Raw genomic sequence first — 16,739 nt, forward strand, 5'->3', positions numbered from 1 at the left:
TTATGGCATTTGTAACATTAGATAAAAACAAATTCAAATCAAATTTCGACTATCTCAATACACTTTTTAAAAAGAAGGGGATTGAATGGTCTGTTGTTTCGAAAATACTAAGTGGAAATGAAATTTATTTAAGAGAATTATTAAAATTTGACATCAATCAGATATGCGACTCACGAGTATCTAACCTGAAGATGATTAAATCTATAAACCCTCTAATCGAGACGATATATATTAAGCCCCCTGCAAAACTCTCAATATCAGGCGTTGTTAAATATGCCGATGTCAGCTTGAATACTGAATTTGAAACTATCAGAATGTTATCAGAGGAAGCAAAAAGGCAGGGCAAAATCCATAAAATCATAATTATGATTGAATTGGGTGAGCTTCGTGAGGGGGTAATGGGTGATGATTTTATGGCTTTTTACAAAAGTGTTTTCAGATTAAAAAACATTAAAGTTGTTGGAATTGGAACTAATTTAACTTGCTTATATGGTGTTTTGCCAAATCACGATAAATTAATCCAATTGAGTTTATACGAACAACTGATTGAGGCTAAATTTGACAGACAAATTGAATTTGTTTCAGGAGGTTCATCTGTTACAATTCCATTGATTTTTCAAAATTTACTGCCTAAAGGAATCAATCATTTTAGAGTGGGTGAAACACTTTTTTTAGGTACGGATGTTTATAATAATGTACCTTTTGAAAAAATGCATTCTGATATATTTAGTTTGTATTCAGAGATAATTGAATTGACCGAAAAACCTATGGTTCCTGAAGGAGTGCTCGGGACTAATGTTGAGGGTGAAGACTTTGAATTTGATCAAGCTAATATTGGTGAAACTTCAAATAGGGCAATTATTGACATAGGATTACTCGATGTAGACGTTGATCATCTTGAATTAGTTGACAAAACGATAAAAATAGCTGGAGCGAGTTCAGATATGATTGTAATTGACCTTGACGAAAATAAAAAGAAATATAAAGTTGGTGATTTGATTGAATTTAAATTAGATTATATGGGGACTCTCAGGATATTAAACTCAAAATACATTGAGAAAAAAATAAAGTAGGTGCCGACGAAATCTATACGAAATGGGGGTTGTAGAATGAATATGAACGATTATGCAAGCAATGGGATTTAGTACTAAATGAAAAACATGGTGTTTAGAAATTTTTCTCTATGTATAGTCATAACGATTAAAATCTGGACGTATTGACTTCTATAGCTCCTTTAAAAGCCTTAAAGTCTATTTGAAAGGGGTGTTTTATGTTATCTCGTAACGGGTGACACCCTTCGTTAAAAGGCTTATTAATCTAGCGAATTAGGAGTTTTTATTAAATGGATTTGTACGCTATCTGACAGATCGACTAAGAAAAGTAGGGATCGGTATAGAATTAGGACCTAATGAATCTATTTAGACTCTCTTTTTTTTTCTAATTCAGTAAAAGAGGAAACGGATTTTGAAGTGACAATTTTTGGAAAATCCGGGGGTGTATATTGCGGCACATTAGAAAAATAATGTTTGCTTAAATGTTCGCGGTGTAATAAGTTTAGAATTTTAGGCATAAAAAAAATGCGCCGGAAGGCGCATTTTTATTGACATTTGCAATGTAGGGTGGGAGACCGGTTTCGAACCGGCGACCTCTGGAACCACAAACCAGCGCTCTAACCAACTGAGCTACAACCACCATTTGTTCCCTTTTGCGATGCAAAGATATGAAAAACTAAAGTTAACTTCCAAACCTATTTGAAAAAAAAATAAGAAAATATTTCATGAACGACTTGTTGTTATTGCCTTGCAATTAGTTAGACATATATTTTTTTTTCAGATAATTATTTGTTTTCCTTTGTGGAACGAAAAACAAGGCTTTTTTTGTAGGAATTTTAGACTAAACAGACGAATTATGGAGTTTTTTATAGACGATGAAAATATAGAGAAGCAATTTCAGGAATTGTTTAAGGAAGTTCTTCAGCTTAGAAATGGTGAAGTGCACTCTGAAATGAAAAAATATGGTTTGAATTATCAGAAAGCATTGGGTGCTTCGGTTGTTAATTTGAAGGAACTAGCAAAGCGATATGAATCGAATCATTTGCTCGCTCAAAAAATGTGGGGAAAAGGATTTCGCGAAAGTCGAATTATGGCAAGCCTTTTGGAGAAGCCTCAAGAAGTAAGTGAGCAGCAAGTGAAAAGGTGGATTGATGAGGCAGATAGTAACGAATTGCTTGAGCAGATGTGTATGAATTTGTTGGTTGCTTTGCCCAACCTGAATACTCAAGTGCTAACTTGGATGAAGTCTGAAGAAGAAAAAGAGTCGATTTGTGCGACAATGACTATTGGACGTTTAGCTTTAGTTGACAAGGAAAGAGGGAATGCGATTTTTGAAAACTATATAAATGGATTGCCAATTCATCTTCAACATAGCTACTTGATTAAGCAGTTGCCTAGAGCCTTAGGGAAGATTGCTCGTCGAAATGAATTGTTAAAGCAACTTGTGTTTTCAAATGTTCAAAAGTTAAAAGAGGCTGATGATAAGTGGCTTGAAGTTTATGAAGAATTACAGGCAGAATTTCCTGACATCAATTGAGATTAAATACTTAATTCTAATAACCGAATTGTGAAATATTCCCTAAATTTGAATTTCAAAAAATAAAGAATTTTTATTTTGTGTATTCAAACCAAAATAGGAGACAAATAAAATTGTATAATGAACTGCACGATATTGTTTAAATTCGTGTCAGAAAAAAAAATAAATTATTATGAGTTTTACAAAGAGTTCAAACCCAGCATTTACAGATAAAATCTTTGCAAAAGCAAGATATGAGGCCTACGAGGATGTGATGACTGTGAGTGGAACAGTGAATAAAATTGCACTGATGTTGCTTTTGGTTGTATCAGCTGCAAGCTATACCTGGGGGATGTATTTTGAATCGGCACAAACAGGAGGCTTATCTACTGCCATTATGCCATGGATGATTGGTGGTGGTGTTGCCGGTTTTGTATTAGCATTAGTCACAATTTTTAAACCCGTTTGGTCACCATTTACAGCACCAATTTATGCAGTGTGCGAGGGATTATTACTGGGAGGATTGTCTGCTAGTTTTAATGCTATTTATCCCGGGATTGTGATGCAAGCCGTTGGTCTAACATTTGCCATCTTATTCATGATGCTTTTTGCCTATAAGTCAGGACTTATTAAGGTGAATGAAAAGTTTAGGACAGGTATTATTGCTGCTACAGGAGGAATCTTTATATTCTATATGGTATCATGGATTCTAGGCATGTTTGGCGTGAATATGGGTTTTGCATTTGGGAATAGTTTAGTTAGTATCGGAATTAGTTTATTCGTGGTTGCTATTGCTTCATTAAACTTGGTGTTAGATTTTGATTTTATTGAAAAAGGTGCTCAGCAGGGTGCTCCAAAATATATGGAATGGTATGGTGCTTTTGGTATCATGGTAACATTAATCTGGTTGTATCTTGAAATCTTAAGATTGTTGTCTAAGATTTCAAGTCGCAATTAATCTTTAAAAAACCATGTTTTTCAATCTGAACATTTAAAATATCAAATGAATATAATTGAAGTTGTAAATAAAAGTCAAAAGCAATCATTCTTAGATTTTGCTCGTACCCTCTACAGAAACGATCCTAATTTTGCATGTCCTTTGGATGGTGAAATAAATGGGATTTTTGATCCTAAGGAGAATTCATTCTTTAAGCATGGTGAAGCGATTCGTTGGATTCTAAGCGATGATGATGGAAAGGTGATTGGACGTATAGCAGCATTTATAAATACCAATAAAGCTTTTAGTTTTGATCAGCCTACTGGCGGTTGTGGTTTTTTTGAATGTATTGAAGATAAGGACGCTGCTTTTCTACTTTTTGATACGGCCAAAAATTGGTTGAAAGAAAGAGGAATGGAGGCTATGGATGGCCCTATCAACTTTGGTGAGAACGATAATCATTGGGGCTTGTTAGTTGAAGGGTTTATGCCGCAGGGTTTTGGTATGCCTTATCACAAAGCTTACTATCAGGAATTTTTTGAATCTTATGGTTTTCAAGTTTTCTTTGAACAGTACAGCTATCATGTTGATAGAACAAAACCTTTCCCAGAGCGTTTTGCAAAAATTGCAGAATGGATATCTAAGAAACCGGGTTTTGAATTTGAGCATTTTCAATTTTCAAATTCTGAGAAATATATTCAAGATATCATAGAAGTTTATAATGAAGCCTGGAAGTTTCACGATAACTTTACGCCTATTGATATTGAAGATATCCGAAAGATTGCCTGTGAAGGTAAGGGGATTTTAGAGGAAGAATTTATTTGGTTCGCCTACCACGAGGGTAAACCAGTCGGTTTTTTTGTTGCAATGCCTGATATCAATCAGATTCTGATTAAATTGAATGGGAAGCTTGATTTTTGGAATAAGTTGAAGTTTTTCTATTACTTGAAACGTAAAACCATTACTCGAACTCGTATTACGGTTATGGGTGTTTTGCCAAGATATCAACGATTCGGAATTGAGTCGGCAATTTTTTGGCAAATGGATAAGGCGATTAAAGCAAAGAAGCAATATACTGAAGTTGAATTATCATGGGTGGGTGATTTTAACCCTAAAATGATATCAATTTATGAGTCGGTAGGAGGGGTAAGAATGAAGAAGCATCATACCTATCGTTTCTTATTTGACCCTAAAGCACCCTTTAAGAGAACACCTATTATCCCTCTGGAAAACAGAGTAAGTAAGGCATCCAAGGAATAAATGCAATAAAAGTTAGATTCTTTGGTCTTTTCTTTGCAAAATAAATTACAATATATACCTTTGCAGTCCATTGGAAGAAGATTATAAGAAATTTTAAAGAGAATAAAATGAAACAAGGAATACATCCGGAAAATTACCGTCTTGTTGCTTTTAAAGACATGTCAAACGAGACTGTTTTTGTTACTAAGTCAACAGCTAGAACTAAAGAAACTATCGAGATTGATAACGTAGAGTATCCATTATTGAAGCTTGAGATCTCTAACACTTCTCACCCTTTCTATACTGGTAAGATGACTCTAATCGATACAGCAGGTCGTATCGATAAGTTTAAGAACAAATACAAGAATCACATTAAGAAATAATCTTATTGTGTTTAGAATATAAAAAAAGCTCCGATTTATCGGAGCTTTTTTTATTTTTGTTAATCCAAACGAAATAAAACACACGATGAACTATATTCTTTTTGATAATGAGAGCTGGCAGAATTTCTTGCCTTTAACTTTTACTCGTCCCATTTCTGAAATCAGATTAGGGATTTTAAGGATTTCTGAAAAATGGAATAGATTCCTTAATCAGGAGATTAGTTATATGACTCAGGATTATCTTTCGAAGAAATATCCGATGAAAAAGGCAGGTGAAAATATCTTGATTAATGCTTGTATTCTGCCAAATTCAGACTTAATTGAAGCCATTCAGTCATTATCTCAAGGGCAGGTTTTAGTTCATGAAGGTATTTTAATCGCGGTATCGGTAAGTGAAGATAAGCTTGATGATTTTGATACTTCATTACCAGACTATGCAGAGAAGATTATTTTTCAAGGAGAATTGGTTCGAATTGAAAAAGCTTACGATATTTTTCAGCTTAACGATAAGGCTCTTCGCGATGATTTTGAACTTTTGACCAAAGGGCGACAATCACAAATTATTAGTAAAACGGTTAATGTGCTTGGCGGAGAAAATATCTTTCTTGAAGAGGGTGCAAAGGTTGAGTTTGCAACTCTTAATGCCAATGAAGGCCCAATCTACATCGGTAAAGATGCTGAAATTATGGAAGGTTCTCTTGTTCGTGGACCACTGGCCATGTGTGAACATTCAGCATTAAAGATGGGAACAAAAGTATATGGTGCTACAACTCTAGGTCCGTTCTGTAAGTCAGGAGGCGAATTGAGTAATGTGGTTTTTCTAGGCTATTCCAACAAAGCACATGATGGATTCCTTGGGAATGCAGTGATTGGTGAGTGGTGTAATATTGGAGCTGATACCAATAACTCGAATCTTAAAAATAATTATTCCGAAGTGAAGCTTTGGAATTATAAATCGAACCGATTCGATAAAACAGGCTTGCAGTTTTGTGGAACAATTATGGGGGATCATTCCAAATGTGGCATTAATACCATGTTGAATACAGGAACTGTAATTGGAGTGAGTGCCAATGTTTATGGGGCAGGTTTTCCCCGTAATTTTATTCCATCTTTCTCAATGGGGGGGAATCATGGATTTCAGGAGTACCGTTTAAAGGCTGCTCATGAAGTGGCTCAACTGGTCATGCAACGCCGAGGTTTAGAATTCGATAAAGTTGAAGAAGAGATTATGGATCATGTGTTTGAGATAACAGCTAAGTATCGAAAATCGTTCTAGTTGATTATTTCTTGGCATAGGTATTGCCTATTAGCCGTGTAGTATAAAAGTAGAGTAAGGGTGCGTCAATATGTCACAAACTGTGTGATAGTATGGCATTCTTGCATTTTTTGACAGAAATAAGACTAAGATAGATATGAGTAGTAAGATAGAAATCAATATAGGAAGCATAGGTCTAACGAATTTGATGGATGAGGACTCCGATTTTATTCCAATTATAGCGGATGAGGATGAGAGCGCCATCGATGAATTTGTAGTGCCTGACAGTTTGCCAATTTTGCCACTTCGCAATACTGTCCTATTCCCAGGAGTAGTTATTCCGATCACAGTTGGCAGAGAGAAATCTTTAAAACTAGTCAGAGAAGTTTATGCAAAGAAAGGCCTTTTAGGAGCTGTTTCTCAAATAGACTATGAGGTTGAAGATCCTGAAGTTGAGGATATGAATAAGATTGGTACCGTAGCCCAAATCATTAAGATTTTGGAAATGCCTGACGGAACCACGACGGTTATTTTGCAGGGTAAAAAACGTTTCGAAATTGAAGAAATGGTGTCAAACGACCCTTACCATATTGCAAAAATAAACACCCTTAAGGATATCCGTCCTGAAAATGAGGATAATCAATTTAAGGCTCTTGTTGGATCAATTAAAGATATTGCAATTAAGGTGATTAAATTGAGTCCTCAGATTCCTAACGAGGCAACATTCGCCATTAAAAATATTGAAGGATCTTCTTTCTTGATCAACTTTATTTCGAGTAACTCGGAAATGAAATTGAGTAAGAAACAAGGTCTTCTAGACCTAGGTGCGTTGCAAGATAGGGCTATGAGACTTTTGGAGCTTTTATCTGCTGAAGTTCAGATCTTGGAATTGAAAGATGATATTCAATCGAAGGTGAAGACCGATATGGATCAGCAACAGCGTGAGTATTTGTTGCATCAGCAAATGAAAACCATTCAGGATGAGCTGGGTGGAAATCCGGGTGAAGAAGATGTGATGGAGCTTGAAGAGAAAGCTCTTGAGAAACTTTGGGGCGATGAGGTTGCTGAAGTATTCGAAAAAGAATTGAAAAAATTACAGCGCTTGAATCCTGCTGCAGCTGAATATTCAGTTCAGTTGAATTACCTGCAGGAGATGATTGACCTACCTTGGAATGAGTTTACTAAGGATAATTTCGATTTGAAAAATGCTCAGAAAGTATTGGATGCTGACCATTTTGGATTGGAGAAAGTTAAAGATCGTATCATCGAACACTTAGCTGTTTTGAAATTAAAGGGTGATTTGAAATCCCCAATTTTGTGTCTTTACGGCCCTCCAGGTGTTGGTAAAACATCTTTAGGGAAATCTATAGCTAGTGCTCTGGATAGAAAGTACGTGAGAATGTCATTAGGTGGTTTGCATGATGAAGCTGAAATCCGTGGGCATAGAAAAACATATATTGGTGCCATGCCAGGAAGAATTATCCTGGGTATGAAAAAAGCTAAATCGTCGAATCCTGTCTTTATTTTGGATGAGATTGATAAGGTAGGTTCTGATCATAAAGGAGATCCTTCATCAGCCTTATTGGAGGTTTTAGATCCAGAGCAAAATAGTGCGTTCCACGATAATTTCCTTGATGTAGATTATGACTTGTCTAAGGTCATGTTTGTGGCTACAGCAAATAATATCGGTGCAATTGCAGCACCACTTCGCGATCGTATGGAAATGATTGATGTGAGTGGTTATATTACTGAAGAGAAAGCAGAGATTGCTAAGCGTCACCTTATTCCTAAGCAATTGGAGAATCATGGATTGACAGCAGAGCATGTTGAAGTGCCAAATGAAGTGATTGTTCAGATTATTGAGAAGTATACTCGTGAGTCGGGTGTGCGAGGCTTAGATCAGAAGATTGCAAAACTGATGCGTGGTATTGCTAAGAAAGTAGCTATGGAAGATAGTTACGAGAGGGTGATAAAAGTTGATGAGCTGAAATCCTATTTAGGTGCTGAGCGTTTCAATCGCGATAAATATCAGGGGAACGAGTTTGCGGGTGTTGTGACCGGTTTAGCCTGGACATCAGTAGGGGGTGAGATTCTTTATGTAGAATCGAGTTTAAGCCCAGGTAAAGGCAAATTAACCCTTACAGGTAATCTTGGTGACGTGATGAAAGAATCGGCTCTATTGGCTCAGGAATACTTAAGAGCTCATGCTGCGAAACTAGATATCAAACAAGAAGCTTTTGATAATTGGAATCTTCATATTCACGTTCCAGAGGGGGCTATTCCAAAGGATGGACCATCCGCAGGTGTTACAATGATTACATCTATCGCTTCTGCTTTTACACAACGTAAGATTAAGAAGAATTTGGCTATGACTGGGGAGATAACTTTGAGAGGAAAAGTGTTACCAGTTGGAGGAATTCGTGAGAAGATTTTAGCTGCAAAACGTGCCGGAATCAAAGAGATTATTCTTTGTCACGAGAATGAAAGAGATATCGAAGAAATTAAACCCATCTACTTAAAGGGACTAAAATTCCATTATGTAGAAGATGTGATGGATGTTCTGGCAATTGCTTTGATGAAGCAAAAAGTTAAAGAACCAGTCTTGATTTAAGACTCAATGGTTCGAGTTTAAATAGATCTTGAACCTATATTGTTTTGTTAAGGGCTGTCGAAATTATTCGATAGCCCTTAATTTTTGTCTTATATTCGATTGCTTAATATTTTTGTTAATTTTAATCGAATTAAGAAAGTGAAATTCGCTTCTTTGTAGTTTATACACGTTGTCTATTACTGTAAAATGAACCTTCTGATATGAATGGAAAAGGTAAATATTTAATTGCGGCTGTCGGCTTGCTTTTTTTAGGTTTGATATTTTGGTATTTCTCTGCCATACTGGCCTATATTGGAATTGCAGTTGTTCTTTCATTTATAGGACGTCCAGTTGTCGATTTCCTCAATAAAGCGACCATTAAAAAACATCCAATTCCGACTAGTGTTTCAGCGGGTTTGACCTTGGCCTTGCTTTGGTTGGTTATGGTTGTATTCTTTCGAACTTTTATTCCCATGATTGTTGAAGAGGCCAAGCAATTATCGAATATCGATGTGCAATCTGCTGTTCGTAGTTTGGATGAACCCATAAGGAATATTGAAGCTTTTATTTCGAAGTATTCTACCGAAGGCGGTGATTTCAAGATTCAAGCCGTAATAACAGAGAATCTTTCTTCTGTGCTTAAGTTTTCTGATATTTCGTCCATATTTGGATCTTTGGCAGGTACTGTTGGTGGCTTATTTATTGCCTTATTCTCCATTTCATTTATCACATTTTTCTTTTTGAAGGACAGTAGTCTTTTTGTTGATTCGTTGGTTTTGTTTGTGCCCGAAAAAAACGAAGAGGGCGTCCGTCATGTACTTGATTCAATCAAAAATCTGTTGATGCGCTACTTTGTTGGACTCTTTTTTGAAGTGATACTTGTTGGTACGATGGTGACTATTGGATTATCGATTGTGGGGATGGGTTTTAGTCACGCCGTTGTTATTGGTTTGTTTGCTGGACTTATAAATGTCATCCCTTATATTGGGCCTATTATTGGGACTATGTTTGGTTTAATTATTGGTATTGCGACGAATCTCGATGTAGACTTTTATACACAAGTCGTACCTCTCCTAGGTTATACAGCTTTGGTCTTTTTTATTGTTCAGCTGATTGATAATATCCTTTTTCAACCCCTTATCTACTCGAATAGTGTGAATGCTCACCCTCTGGAGATATTCTTAGTAATACTCTTCGCAGGCTCCATGTCAGGTATATTAGGTATGATGTTGGCGATTCCAGCCTACACCATTTTCCGTGTGATTGCCAAGGAGTTTTTCAATAAATATCGCTTTGTTAGGAAGCTGACTGAGAAGATTAAGTAGAAAATTAAGATATAATAAAGGCTGTTTCAATCGAAACAGCCTTTTATATGTCATTTCTTTATTAATAATAATTTCGACATAAAAACCTCCTGTATTAGTAAATATAGGTGTTTTGATGAAAATGACTCAAAATAAGGTAGGTCGATAGTAAATGTTAATTGCTTCACTAATGGCTTGGGCGAGCAATTAACATTGTTGAAGCCTCTAAAAAGGGTTTAGTCGAGCAATTAATGTTTGTTAATTGCTTCCCTAAGCAAAAAGAAGGTCATTAATATTTATTAATGACTCCACTAAAGGCTTGGGCGAGTAATTAATGTTTGTTAATGGCTTCCCTAAACAAAAAGAAGGGTATTATTATTTGTTAATGACTCCACCAAAGGCTTGGGCGAGTAATTATAATTTTATAATAAGCCGAATAAGGACTTATTCTACAGCCTTTTCTTCACTTATTCTATCCAGTAAAGCTTGTGGTAATTTCTTTTTGACTTTTGCACCCAGTGTTCGAATCTTCTCAGCACGACCGACTAAATTACCTGTTCCATCGTAAAGCTTTTTCATAGACTCCTGATACAGTTTCTGGGAGCCATCCATTTGCTTGCCAAGCTTAATTAAATCCTCTACAAAACTGACAAATTTATCGTAAAGGGCACCGCCTTGTCGGGCTATCTCCATCACATTTTTGTTCTGGTTTTCCTGTTTCCAAATTGATGAAATGGTGCGAAGAGTTGCAAGAAGCGTAGATGGACTTACTACGACCACCTTATTGTCCCAAGCATATCCGAAAAGTTCCTGATCGGCTTGTACGGCCACAGCAAATGAAGATTCTATAGGAACAAACATCAATACAAAATCAGGTGTGTTTATAGAGTCTGAACTTTGATAGTGCTTATCTGCTAATCCTTTTATGTGAGTTTTGAAAGAAATAATGTGTTCTTTCTGAAAATGCTCTCTCTCTTCATCGTTAGCTGCATTTACAAACCTTTCGTAAGCAACTAATGATACTTTTGAGTCAACAATAATATGTTTCTCTTCAGGAAGGCGAATAATCACGTCAGGGCGAATTGATTGTCCATCACCATTTTTCATGACAACTTCTCTATCGTATTCCTGACCTCTGGTTAAGCCTGATCTTTCAAGAATTCTCTCAAGAACAACCTCACCCCAATTACCTTGTTTTTTTACATCACCTTTAAGTGCCTTTGTAAGGTTATTGGCTTCATCAGAAATTCTAGTGTTTAAATCGTAAAGCTTTTTTACTTCCTCACGTAAGCTAATTTTATCACGTAGCTCTTTATCGTAAGTCTCTTCTACTTTCTTCTCGAATGAGATTAATTTCTCTTTGATTGGACTCAAAATCTCATCCATGTTCTTTTGGTTCGAACTGGTGAATTCTTTTGAGTTTTCTTTAAGAATTTTATTTGCAATATTCTCAAACTCGGTTGTGAATCGCTTTTGAAGTTCTTCAAGTTCTATTTTCTGATTCTCAAGTTTTTCTTCAAGATTTTTGCGCTCAGTAGAAGATATGGAAATCGAACGATTTAATTTCTCGTTCTTTTCTCTTTCCGTTGAAATCTCGTTTTGAAGGACTTGTTTTTCATTCTGGAGATTGTTGGCTCTTTCTTCGAATCTCATTCTAGATTGGTCCAGTTCACTCTTTTCAAGAATAAAAGCATTCTCTTTTATCAAAAGTTCTTCCCGATGTGTTGCAGCGGCAAAATTTAATTTCTTCCTTAATATCAGCCAGGCAATAAGCATCCCTTTTAATATTCCGATTGCGATATATAAAAATTCCATAATAAGAATTTAATTGAGTTTGATGTAAAATCTGTGTATGAGAATAAAGCTAGGCTTCAGGTTTTTCAAAGTTCATGAGCTCCATATTTGCTCCATCGAAAACAGCATAAGTGAAGTGCGAAATCCAATCACCAGTGTTGATGTAACGAGCTCCTTTGTCTAGTTCTATATTTGAAGGCCAATGGCGATGTCCGAATACAAAATAATCGAAATCTTCATTTTTTAGAATATCATTTGCAAAGAGTACCAGCCATTCTTTTGCTGTACCTCTAAATTGATCTGCTTCAACTTTGCCATCGCTCAGTCGACTGTGCGAAGACCATTTTAAAGCTAAGCCAATTGCAAAGTTGGGATGTAATCGGGCAAAGCACCATTGCAAGAATTTATTCGTGAATATTTTCTTAAGCATTTTATAACCTTTGTCGTATGGTCCCAGGCCATCACCATGGGCCAGAAAGAATTTTTTACCTTCAATTTCCGTCCTGAATTCTTTGTGATGAACAATGATTCCTAGTTCTTGTGGTAGGTAATCGAAAACCCAAATGTCATGATTGCCCGTGAAAAAATGCACTTCTATTCCAGAGTCACATATCTCAGCAAGCTTCCCAAGCACTCTTGTGAATCCTCGGGGTACTGCTCTTTTGTACTCAAACCAGAAGTCAAAAATATCGCCCATTAAATAAATGGCTTTAGCATCTTCTTTCACTTGATTGAGCCACTTTACAAACAACTTTTCACGTTGAAGGTTGTTGTTTAAGGCTGGAGCACCTAAGTGAACATCAGAAGCAAAATATATCTTTTTCCCAGTTGTCATACGTTTGCTTAATTAAGCTATAGTTTTGAGTCTGGTTGAATTCCAGACTCAATGTTTTATTTTCTTATTTGATGTATTGAGCAACTTTCTCTTCAAGAGCTAATCCGTAAAGGTTCTTACCTACGATATCACCTTGTTTACTGATGATGTAGTTTGCAGGAATTTGTTGAACATTGAAGTTGCGGACAGCTAAAGCACTGCCATTTTCAGTATCACAAACATTTATCCAATTTAAACCATCTTTTTCAATAGCTTCTTTCCATAGTTTTGCATCTTGATCAACAGAAACTTGATAGATTTCTAAACCATTGTTTTTATACTTTGCGTGGATTTTCTTTAGCGTGATATTCTGCTTTCTTGAGTTAACATCTTGTGATGCCCAAAAACTTAAAACAATCAATTTACCATGTAAAGAATTTAGATTAATCTCTTTTCCTGTGGTATTCTTAAGACTAAGGTTCGGATAATTTGCACCTTTCTCTTTAATCAGGTTTTTAATTTTCAAGTTATCCAAGCTTTTCTGCATGGTCTCCAGATTTGCCAACACAGCTTTTGTGTATTCGTGTTCTGGGTATAAGGCTCTCATCGATGAAGCAACAACCTTAGCATACTTTATATCGTCATTTTCATTCAAGGTATAGGTGTTATCATCAATTTTCTGATAAAGTGCTAAATAACTTGAAAGAGAAGTCGCATTTTTCATGATGAAGTTGGCAGAGAATTCTCTTTGATCTTGAATCACTTCAATATATTTAGCCAACAAATTCTGAGAAATACTTGAATAGTTTGGATCTGCTTTTTTCTCCTGTAATTCTTTTCTGATAACAGCTAGACTATCCTTGGTTTCTTTTAGCTTATCATTTAAGTCTTTAACAAAAGCTGAACCTGTAGAACCTGAAACAATATAAGCCTGGTTCATATGAGTAGAAATTGAGTTTACTTCAACTTCTTCGTCAGGACTTGTTAAAAGGGTTAGTAATTTACCATTAGATAAACGCAATAAATAAAATTCAGGTTGTGACGATTTTGTTTTAAAACTGAATTCACCATTCTTGTCAAGCTTAACTGAATCAATTGTTTCTACGCGAGCTGTATGAAGCTTGTCAAGATACAGAGTAATTCCTTCACCTTTCTTAATGCTACCTTTTATTTTAACAGTAGGTTCCTGATTACATGCAAACAGAAGTAATAGAGGAAGTGCAAATAATAGTTTCTTCATTGTTTTTCGTTTTTATGTCTTTTAAATATAGCTTATTTGTTAATTAACAGATTAATATTGGTTTATTTATGTCTGTCGCTAATATTTAGTAAAGCTATATTGTTAAAAATCTTGATGTGATAATTAAAGCCGAAAATAGTAATAATTTCCTGTATTAGCACTTAAAAATGTTGAACAGATTAAGTCTCTAAGTATTTAAAATTCGAGTTTTCACCTAGAAGTTTTGTTATGAAAGATTAGTATGACCAAATAAAAAGTTTAATTTTAGTACAAAAGGAAAGTTAAAATAAACATTAAGAAGCTATGCAAGAGGGATTAGAAAAACGGAAATTCGGAACGGCACCTGTTTTCTTTACAGCGATATCAACCATTTTAGGAGCAGTTTTATTCTTAAGATTTGGCTATGCTGTTGGGAACCTTGGTTTCTGGGGTGTGATTTTAATTATTCTACTGGGGCACTTGGTTACCATACCAACAGCTTTTGCTATTTCGGAGCTTGCAACCAATAAGCGAGTTGAAGGCGGGGGGGAATATTTTATTATCTCACGTTCTTTCGGTTTAAATATTGGAGCCACAATTGGTCTGGCTCTATTCTTTTCACAGGCCATTTCGGTTGCCTTTTATGTCATTGCTTTTACCGAAGCTTTTGAACCTGTTTTTAATTGGGTTTTATCAACTTACGATTTGTCTTTGCCCAGGCAAGTCGTTTCTGTCCCTGCCATGTTAATCTTATCGGCTTTGATTCTAAAAAAAGGGGCTAATTTGGGTGTTAAGGCTCTTTATTTTGTAGCGGCCATTCTTTTTGGATCACTTCTCTTATTTTTTCTTGGGGATACAGCTCATGCGTCGGGTTCCGATTTTTCTTTGTTTAAAGCCGAGTTTCGAAATGCAGATCAATTTTATGTCATATTTGCCATTATTTTCCCAGCTTTCACCGGGATGACTGCTGGTGTAGGACTTTCAGGAGATCTTAAAAATCCTGCCAAATCGATTCCCTGGGGCACAACAGCTGCTACATTTATTGGTATGATCATTTATGTTTTAGTTGTGTATAAATTAGCTCAATATGCTAGTGTTCAGGATCTGTTGGATAATCAGCTGATTATGGGGCAAATTGCCCTTGGAGGTGCTATTGCAATCCCTTTGGGTTTGGCTGCATCAACCATTTCGTCGGCTTTAGGTTCAGTAATGGTGGCACCAAGAACTTTGCAAGCTCTCTCGGTTGATAGATCTTTGCCATCAAAAGGGCTGAATAAGTGGTTAGCAAAAGGACGTCAAAATGATGGAGAACCGATAAATGCTTCAATAGTGACGTGCTTGATTGCTCTGTTTTTTGTATTCCTGGGTGATATAAACGCTGTTGCTGAGATTATATCTATGTTTTTCATGGTAACCTATGGTGCGCTTTGTTTAATATCTTTTCTAAATCATTTTGGTTCATCACCTAGTTACCGACCTTCTTTTAAGTCGAAATGGTTTTTGTCTTTGCTAGGTTTTATTGTCTCGGTTTTGGTCATGTTCAAGATTAATACGATATATGCTTTATTGGCAATTATGCTGATGGTTTTGACCTATTTGTATATGAATTACTATCATAAAGATAGGCATGGATTAGCCTCAATTTTTTTGAATTCATTATATCAGCTCCATAGGAATGTACAAGTGTTTCTGCAAAAAGCAGGGAAAAAACGTGTGCAGGAGTGGCGACCAAGCGCCATTTGTATATCAAAGGATTCTTTTGAACGGGATACGGCTTTTAAATTATTAAACTGGATTGCCTACAAATATGGTTTTGGAACTTATCTGCATCGAATTGAGGGATACTATTCCAGAGCAACGCATGAGAAAGCAAAACAGGAACTTGATTTATTGGTGAGTCGTTCTGAAAATGTGGGCAATCATGTTTTTGTGGACACCATTATTTCACCGTCATATACTTCGGCTATTGCTCAAGCGATACAGCTACCTGGTGTTGCAGGTATGGAAAATAATATGGTGATTTTCGAATACGACAAAGAGAATGCTGAGAATTTAGGTGAGATTATAGATAATTATGCTTTAGCTAATGCAGGTAATTTTGATTTCTGTGTCTTGGCTTCTTCGCACCGTCGTTTTAAACTGAAGTCGGATATTCATATCTGGATTAAACCCAGTGATGCGGATAATGCAAATTTGATGATTTTATTGAGCTTTATTATTGCTGGACATCCCGATTGGAAAAAGGCCGATATTAAGATTTTTAATATTTGCAAGGCCGAACAGGCTCAGGAGGTTAGAGAGAGTCTTGATGAAATGATCGCTTCGGGTCGATTACCTATTATAAGTACGAATGTTGAGGTGTTAATAGCGCAAGAGGATGTTTCTCCTAAAGATCTTATTAATGAACGTTCAGAACATGCAGGTTTAACCTTGATCGGTTTTAGAGGTGATATCATCAAGCACGAAGGAGCTGAAATGTTTAAGGGGTATGAGAGCTTAGGTCATATTCTATTTGTGAATGCTAATACAAAGAAAGAAATTGAATAGATGTTAATTGGGTTGATGACAAATGACCGATGTCTTAAAAAAATCTAAAGCTACATCTACCTATTTTTAAAGATTCGAATTTGTTTATC

General features: G+C 35.9%; 12 protein-coding genes and 1 tRNA gene. 9 read left to right on the plus strand and 4 right to left on the minus strand.

Annotated elements, in window-relative coordinates; genetic code table 11:
- Nucleotides 1–2 precede the first annotated feature (2 nt).
- Nucleotides 3–1,073 (plus strand): alanine racemase, encoded by a 1,071-nt coding sequence (locus DWB61_RS06860; protein WP_125030161.1) that lies wholly within the window; start codon nt 3–5, stop codon nt 1,071–1,073.
- Nucleotides 1,074–1,617: 544 nt separating this feature from the next.
- Here the strand turns inward: DWB61_RS06860 and DWB61_RS06865 are convergent.
- Nucleotides 1,618–1,693, minus strand: a tRNA-His gene (locus DWB61_RS06865).
- 215 nt (nt 1,694–1,908) lie between these two features.
- Between DWB61_RS06865 and DWB61_RS06870 the strand changes: the two genes are divergently transcribed.
- From DWB61_RS06870 to DWB61_RS06900, 7 genes are all read left to right on the plus strand, one after another.
- Nucleotides 1,909–2,589, plus strand: coding sequence for a DNA alkylation repair protein (locus DWB61_RS06870; RefSeq protein WP_125030162.1), 681 nt, complete (start codon nt 1,909–1,911; stop codon nt 2,587–2,589).
- A 172-nt stretch (nt 2,590–2,761) separates the two neighbouring features.
- A complete protein-coding gene (locus DWB61_RS06875) occupies nt 2,762–3,526 on the plus strand; it encodes a Bax inhibitor-1/YccA family protein (RefSeq protein ID WP_125030163.1) in 765 nt (254 codons plus the stop codon).
- Between the two features lie 45 nt (nt 3,527–3,571).
- The gene (locus DWB61_RS06880; RefSeq protein ID WP_191984770.1) at nt 3,572–4,765 is read left to right on the plus strand and encodes an N-acetyltransferase; all 1,194 of its coding nucleotides are present in this window, start codon (nt 3,572–3,574) and stop codon (nt 4,763–4,765) included.
- A gap of 107 nt (nt 4,766–4,872) precedes the next feature.
- Nucleotides 4,873–5,127, plus strand: coding sequence for a type B 50S ribosomal protein L31 (locus DWB61_RS06885; protein WP_125030164.1), 255 nt, complete (start codon nt 4,873–4,875; stop codon nt 5,125–5,127).
- An 85-nt stretch (nt 5,128–5,212) separates the two neighbouring features.
- Entirely contained in the window at nt 5,213–6,403 is a 1,191-nt protein-coding gene (locus DWB61_RS06890; RefSeq protein ID WP_125030165.1) for a GlmU family protein, read from the plus strand.
- Between the two features lie 136 nt (nt 6,404–6,539).
- Nucleotides 6,540–8,993 carry an endopeptidase La gene (gene lon, locus DWB61_RS06895; RefSeq protein WP_125030166.1) on the plus strand — a complete coding sequence of 818 codons (2,454 nt, stop codon included), beginning with the start codon at nt 6,540–6,542 and terminating at the stop codon, nt 8,991–8,993.
- A 200-nt stretch (nt 8,994–9,193) separates the two neighbouring features.
- Nucleotides 9,194–10,297: an AI-2E family transporter gene (locus DWB61_RS06900; protein WP_125030167.1), complete on the plus strand. Its 1,104-nt coding sequence runs from the start codon at nt 9,194–9,196 to the stop codon at nt 10,295–10,297.
- Between the two features lie 423 nt (nt 10,298–10,720).
- On the opposite strand, the gene DWB61_RS06905 is transcribed toward DWB61_RS06900, so the two are convergent.
- The 3 genes from DWB61_RS06905 to DWB61_RS06915 form a co-directional block, all read right to left on the minus strand.
- Entirely contained in the window at nt 10,721–12,091 is a 1,371-nt protein-coding gene (locus tag DWB61_RS06905) for a DNA recombination protein RmuC (RefSeq protein WP_125030168.1), read from the minus strand.
- A 49-nt stretch (nt 12,092–12,140) separates the two neighbouring features.
- Nucleotides 12,141–12,905, minus strand: coding sequence for a UDP-2,3-diacylglucosamine diphosphatase (locus DWB61_RS06910; protein WP_125030169.1), 765 nt, complete (start codon nt 12,903–12,905; stop codon nt 12,141–12,143).
- Between the two features lie 64 nt (nt 12,906–12,969).
- Nucleotides 12,970–14,124, minus strand: a complete 1,155-nt coding sequence (locus DWB61_RS06915) for a TlpA disulfide reductase family protein (RefSeq protein WP_125030170.1) — start codon at nt 14,122–14,124, stop codon at nt 12,970–12,972.
- 303 nt (nt 14,125–14,427) lie between these two features.
- Here DWB61_RS06915 and DWB61_RS06920 point away from each other — a divergent pair, with 303 nt between their 5' ends.
- Nucleotides 14,428–16,650 carry an APC family permease gene (locus DWB61_RS06920; protein WP_125030171.1) on the plus strand — a complete coding sequence of 741 codons (2,223 nt, stop codon included), beginning with the start codon at nt 14,428–14,430 and terminating at the stop codon, nt 16,648–16,650.
- Nucleotides 16,651–16,739: the final 89 nt, after the last annotated feature.

The organism is Ancylomarina euxina (assembly GCF_003863355.1).
Classification (GTDB): domain Bacteria; phylum Bacteroidota; class Bacteroidia; order Bacteroidales; family Marinifilaceae; genus Ancylomarina; species Ancylomarina euxinus.

What these genes read in the sequence shown, in the direction of transcription:
- DWB61_RS06860 (WP_125030161.1), top strand. Translation starts at nt 3, where the DNA reads ATGGCATTTGTAACATTAGATAAAAACAAATTCAAATCAAATTTCGAC.
- DWB61_RS06870 (WP_125030162.1), top strand. Translation starts at nt 1,909, where the DNA reads ATGGAGTTTTTTATAGACGATGAAAATATAGAGAAGCAATTTCAGGAA.
- DWB61_RS06875 (WP_125030163.1), top strand. Translation starts at nt 2,762, where the DNA reads ATGAGTTTTACAAAGAGTTCAAACCCAGCATTTACAGATAAAATCTTT.
- DWB61_RS06880 (WP_191984770.1), top strand. Translation starts at nt 3,572, where the DNA reads ATGAATATAATTGAAGTTGTAAATAAAAGTCAAAAGCAATCATTCTTA.
- DWB61_RS06885 (WP_125030164.1), top strand. Translation starts at nt 4,873, where the DNA reads ATGAAACAAGGAATACATCCGGAAAATTACCGTCTTGTTGCTTTTAAA.
- DWB61_RS06890 (WP_125030165.1), top strand. Translation starts at nt 5,213, where the DNA reads ATGAACTATATTCTTTTTGATAATGAGAGCTGGCAGAATTTCTTGCCT.
- lon (WP_125030166.1), top strand. Translation starts at nt 6,540, where the DNA reads ATGAGTAGTAAGATAGAAATCAATATAGGAAGCATAGGTCTAACGAAT.
- DWB61_RS06900 (WP_125030167.1), top strand. Translation starts at nt 9,194, where the DNA reads ATGAATGGAAAAGGTAAATATTTAATTGCGGCTGTCGGCTTGCTTTTT.
- DWB61_RS06905 (WP_125030168.1), bottom strand. Translation starts at nt 12,091, where the DNA reads ATGGAATTTTTATATATCGCAATCGGAATATTAAAAGGGATGCTTATT.
- DWB61_RS06910 (WP_125030169.1), bottom strand. Translation starts at nt 12,905, where the DNA reads ATGACAACTGGGAAAAAGATATATTTTGCTTCTGATGTTCACTTAGGT.
- DWB61_RS06915 (WP_125030170.1), bottom strand. Translation starts at nt 14,124, where the DNA reads ATGAAGAAACTATTATTTGCACTTCCTCTATTACTTCTGTTTGCATGT.
- DWB61_RS06920 (WP_125030171.1), top strand. Translation starts at nt 14,428, where the DNA reads ATGCAAGAGGGATTAGAAAAACGGAAATTCGGAACGGCACCTGTTTTC.